The organism is Streptomyces sp. NPDC054840 (assembly GCF_053611065.1).
Genome location: NZ_JBSGZP010000654.1, coordinates 1 through 4,107 on the forward strand (window position 1 = coordinate 1; position 4,107 = coordinate 4,107).

The 4,107-nt window shown below is 73.2% G+C and carries 5 protein-coding genes; 2 read left to right on the plus strand and 3 right to left on the minus strand.

Translation table 11 applies throughout. From position 1 onward, the window contains the following. A partial coding sequence (locus ACWGIU_RS31630; RefSeq protein WP_453711550.1) for a TetR family transcriptional regulator occupies window positions 1–528 on the minus strand: 528 nt, incomplete at its 3' end. 101 nt (window positions 529–629) lie between these two features. On the opposite strand from ACWGIU_RS31630, the gene ACWGIU_RS31635 reads away from it, so the two are divergent. After that, window positions 630–1,613 carry an aldo/keto reductase gene (locus ACWGIU_RS31635; RefSeq protein ID WP_453711554.1) on the plus strand — a complete coding sequence of 328 codons (984 nt, stop codon included), beginning with the start codon at window positions 630–632 and terminating at the stop codon, window positions 1,611–1,613. A gap of 228 nt (window positions 1,614–1,841) precedes the next feature. Here ACWGIU_RS31635 and ACWGIU_RS31640 read toward each other — a convergent pair whose 3' ends face one another. Both ACWGIU_RS31640 and ACWGIU_RS31645 read right to left on the minus strand, forming a co-directional pair. Next, window positions 1,842–2,195 (minus strand): hypothetical protein, encoded by a 354-nt coding sequence (locus tag ACWGIU_RS31640; RefSeq protein ID WP_453711551.1) that lies wholly within the window; start codon window positions 2,193–2,195, stop codon window positions 1,842–1,844. A 329-nt stretch (window positions 2,196–2,524) separates the two neighbouring features. Then, window positions 2,525–3,136 carry a hypothetical protein gene (locus ACWGIU_RS31645; RefSeq protein ID WP_453711552.1) on the minus strand — a complete coding sequence of 204 codons (612 nt, stop codon included), beginning with the start codon at window positions 3,134–3,136 and terminating at the stop codon, window positions 2,525–2,527. Window positions 3,137–3,346: 210 nt separating this feature from the next. Between ACWGIU_RS31645 and ACWGIU_RS31650 the strand changes: the two genes are divergently transcribed. Further along, a partial coding sequence (locus tag ACWGIU_RS31650) for a DUF5954 family protein (protein WP_453711553.1) occupies window positions 3,347–4,107 on the plus strand: 761 nt, incomplete at its 3' end.

A 4,107-nucleotide genomic window follows, 5' to 3' on the forward strand; every position in this document is an offset into this window, starting at 1 on the left:
GTGCTCGGCGCGCCGCTCGGCGGCCCAGCCGGCGCCCCCCGCGCCCGCCGCCGGGCCGCCCATCGCGCCGAACCAGGCTTGCGCGAGGCCCATGACCAGGGTCAGCACATCGGCCGCGGGCACGCCGGCATCGATCCGGCCCGCTTCCTGCGCGCGTCGCACCGCCGCGATCTTGCCGTCGTAGGACGAGGACTCCGCGTCCGTGGACCCGGGGCGCTCCAGTTGCTTCCACAGCACGAGGCGCATCAGCTCGGGCCGCTCGACGAGGTGGTCGAAGACCGCCCCCGCGTAGCCGGGCAGGTCCTCGGCGTCGAAGGGGACCGACTCCGAGCCCGTCGCGAGGGCGCGCTGGAGCACGGCGTCGAAGAGCTGCTCCTTGTTGCCGTAGTAGACGTAGATGAGCCGCTTGTTCGCCTGCGCCGTCTCGGCGATGCGGTCGACGCGCGCACCGGCGATGCCGTGTGTCGCGAACTCGGTGAAGGCCGCGTCGAGCAGGCGCGCCTTGGTCGCGTGGGAATCCCGTGCCATGGGCCGCAGCCTAGCAAGTAACTATCCAGTTATTGACAAACGAGGCCGACCCGTCGCAGAGTAGAACTATCCAGTTAGTTACTTTCGACGAGGAGCACACCATGGAGATCCGCGCACTGGGTGGCCAGGGACTGAAGGTCGGCGCCGAAGGCCTCGGCCTGATGGGCATGAGTGCCCACTACGGCGCCACCGACGAGACCGAGTCCCTCGCCACCGTCGACCGCGCCCTGGAGCTGGGCGTCACCCTTCTCGACACCGCCGAGGGCTACGGCCCCTTCCGCAACGAGCAACTGCTCGGCAAGGCCCTGTCCGGCCGCCGCGAAGCCGCCGTGGTCGCCACGAAGACCGGCATCGAGTTCTCCGACGAGGGAGCCCTCCTCGGTCACAACGCGAGCCCCGAGTACATCCGGCGCTCGGCCGACCGCTCCCTGCGCCACCTGGGCACCGACCACATCGACCTCTACTACCTGCACCGCGTCGATCCGAACGTGCCGATCGAGGAGAGCGTCGGCGCCCTGGCCGAGCTGGTCGAGGCCGGCAAGGTCCGCCACATCGGGCTGTGCGAGGTCTCCCCCGCCACGATCGCCCGCGCCCACGCCGTGCACCCGCTGGCCGCCGTACAGACCGAGTACAGCCTCTTCGAGCGCGGCATCGAGCACGACGGCGTCCTCGACACCCTCCGCGCACTCGGCATCGGACTCGTCGCCTACTCCCCGCTCGGACGCGGCTTCCTCTCCGGCGCCATCACCAGCCCCGACGACTTCGCCGCCGACGACTTCCGCCGCACCGACCCGCGGTTCCAGGGCGAGAACTTCCACCGCAACCTGGCCGTCGTGGACCAGGTACGCCGGCTCGCCACCGAGAAGGGCGTCACCCCCTCACAGCTCGCCCTGGCCTGGACCCTCCAGCAGGGTGCGGTTCCCATCCCGGGCACCAAGCGGCGCCGCTACCTGGAGGAGAACGTCGCCGCCACCGCCGTGACGATCACCGCCGAGGAGCTGGCCGCCATCGACTCCGTCGCACCGCACGGCGTGGCCTCGGGCGACCGCTACGCGCCCGAGCTGATGGCCTCCCTGAACGGCTGATCCTGCGAGGGTGCGGAGGCGCGCCGCCCGGGGGAGTTGGCCGCGTGCGATGTCGCCGCGCTCGGTACCCCGGTGCCGGCCCTGTGCGACGGCCCCGGTATCCGGCTGATGCTCGATGATCCCCGGGTGCGTCTCGCGACGGCGCGGGCGACGGTCTGGCGGGCCATCGCCCCCACCCGGGCATCGATCCGCGGTTCACGGAGGTGTGACCGGTGTGTTCGGTTCGGGTCAGCCCGGGCCGTGCAGGGTGTGGAATTGGCCGAGCGCGTCGAGGGTGCGGGCGACGCGCTCCGCCCGGTTCCCGATGGCCAGCGCGATCCACACGACACCCCACAGCAGGCAGGTGAAGATGGTCAGGATCGCGTGCAGGAGGTGATTGACGTTCCCGCCGCGCACCAGCACCGCCTGGGTCGGGGAGCGCGATTCGACGCGCCAGCCGAGGGCGACGTACTGGTTCACCGTCCAGTCGAGGACCGCGGTGCGGCGCGCGTCGTCGAGCGGCTCGCCGGGGGGCCCGTAGAACAGTTCCGGGGGCGGCTCCGGACGCGGCCCCCAGCTCTTCGGTTCGTCAGACTTGGCCATCGGTCCTGCCTCCCCACGCATCGGAGCCACCAGGGGGCGGCACCGGGGGCGGGATGGTTTCGGTACGGTCCCGCATATCCCCAGAGTGCGCCGGACGGGCGGGTCCAGCATTCCGAGGCCGCCGGACCGAGCCCTTCGTCGGATGTACGTTCGGTTCCGACGTCGGTCTTCCGGGCATTGTCAGTGGCTCGCCGTACAGTCCGAGTGTTCCCATTCAAGGGTTGAGGCGGGCTGCCTCGCTGCACGATCCCGCCCCACCGGACCCCCTCGGGGGACAGCGACCGGTGGGGTGGCGCGCGGCCACCCTGCCCGGGCCGAGGGCTGTCCCGTCATCCCCGGTGCGGCGGGACCACGCGTCGGAGGGCCTCGGCGAGGGCGGGCGGCGAGTCCACCGAGACGTACACGGTCGCGGCCTCCACCGGCCCGGCCGGCCCCAGGTCGAGGCGCATGGGCGGGTCGAGGTGCACGGCCACGTTCAGTGCGCTCTCCACCGAGCAGGCCACCGCCCTGGGTTCGCCCGGCACGGGCCTCGGGCCCCGGCCGGGAACGGTGCGTACCACGGCGGAGGTGGAGCGGACCGCCGAGCGCGGCAGGATCACGTCCCCGAGGAAGGCGGTCCTCAGGACCACGCGCCCCTCGCCCACCTCGTGCGGGTGCCGGACCAGCGCCGCCCCCAGGCCCAGCCCGCCCAGCACCAGCAGGAGCTCCAGCGCCGCGTGCAGCGGCCGGACCGCGGGCGGCAGCATCGAGGAGAGCAGGAAGGCCGGCACGATCTCCGTCGCCGCCAGGACCAGCACCACCTGCCGGGTACCGGCCGAGTGCCGAGGCCCGGTGGCCGACGGGCGCCGCAGGACCACCGCCGTCAGCGACCCGGCCCATATCCGTACGATCCCGGCCCGGCCCGGCCGCAACGTCACGAGCCCCGTCGTCGGCCCCGCCACCGTCATGACCGTACCCCCGCCCGTCGCCGCGCCGCCTCTTCCTTCCAGCAGGCTCGCGCGCGTGCGGCGGAACGGACAGTGACGAATGTCAGGGAGTGTGCCGCCAAGGACACGCCAGGGGTACACGGACCGTACCGCCACCGGGCGCCCCGAGGCCGGGGAATCGGTGAATCGGGGGCGGCGCCCCCGACCGGTCGGCAGGATGGGGCCATGGACCGTGGGGACATGAGGCCGCGCGGGTCGCGGCCGGTGGTGGTGCGGGTGCCGGTGGAACCGGTGGAAGCCGCGATGGAGGCCGACGCGCTCGACGCCGTGGCGCGTGCGGGCGATGTGGTGGTGCGCGGCCCGCTGTTCGGGGTGGCGGCACAGTTCCCCGGGGACGGGCCGCGGTGGCGGGTGGTGCTCGAAGTGACGGCCGGCTGCCCGCAGCAGGCGCGTGACGGGCTGAACTCGCGCCTGTGGTTCCACGCGAAGGACGAGGCGCGGGACCGGTCGGAGCGGCGCGAGCTGCTGGCGGCGGTCGCCCGGCTGGAGAGCGAGCGCGTCGACGAACTCCTCGTGTCCGGGACCCGGTACCGGGTGGTGCGCGCCGAGGAGTACGCGGCCTCGGGCCCGGGCGGTATCGAGGCGCCGCGCCCGACGGATCCGGAGCCCCTGGTGCCCGACTGGGACCGGGCCGTCCCGGAGCCCGGGATCGATGACGGCCTGGTCGTGGATCCCGACGCGCCGGTCACCCTGACGCAGGCGTTCGAACAGCTGGCGCTGCGCGACCTCTGCTACACGGGCGGACGGTTCCCCGAGGAGGTGCGCGCCGACTCGCGGCGGGCCCTGGACACCCACCCGGACGTGCTGGTGATGCCGCCGACCTTCAGCGTCGTGGAGCGGACCACGGACGGCTGGCGGCCGGTCAGCGGACCGCACGCGACCCCGCATGCCGCACGCAGGTCGCTGGACTTCGCCCTGACGTGGAT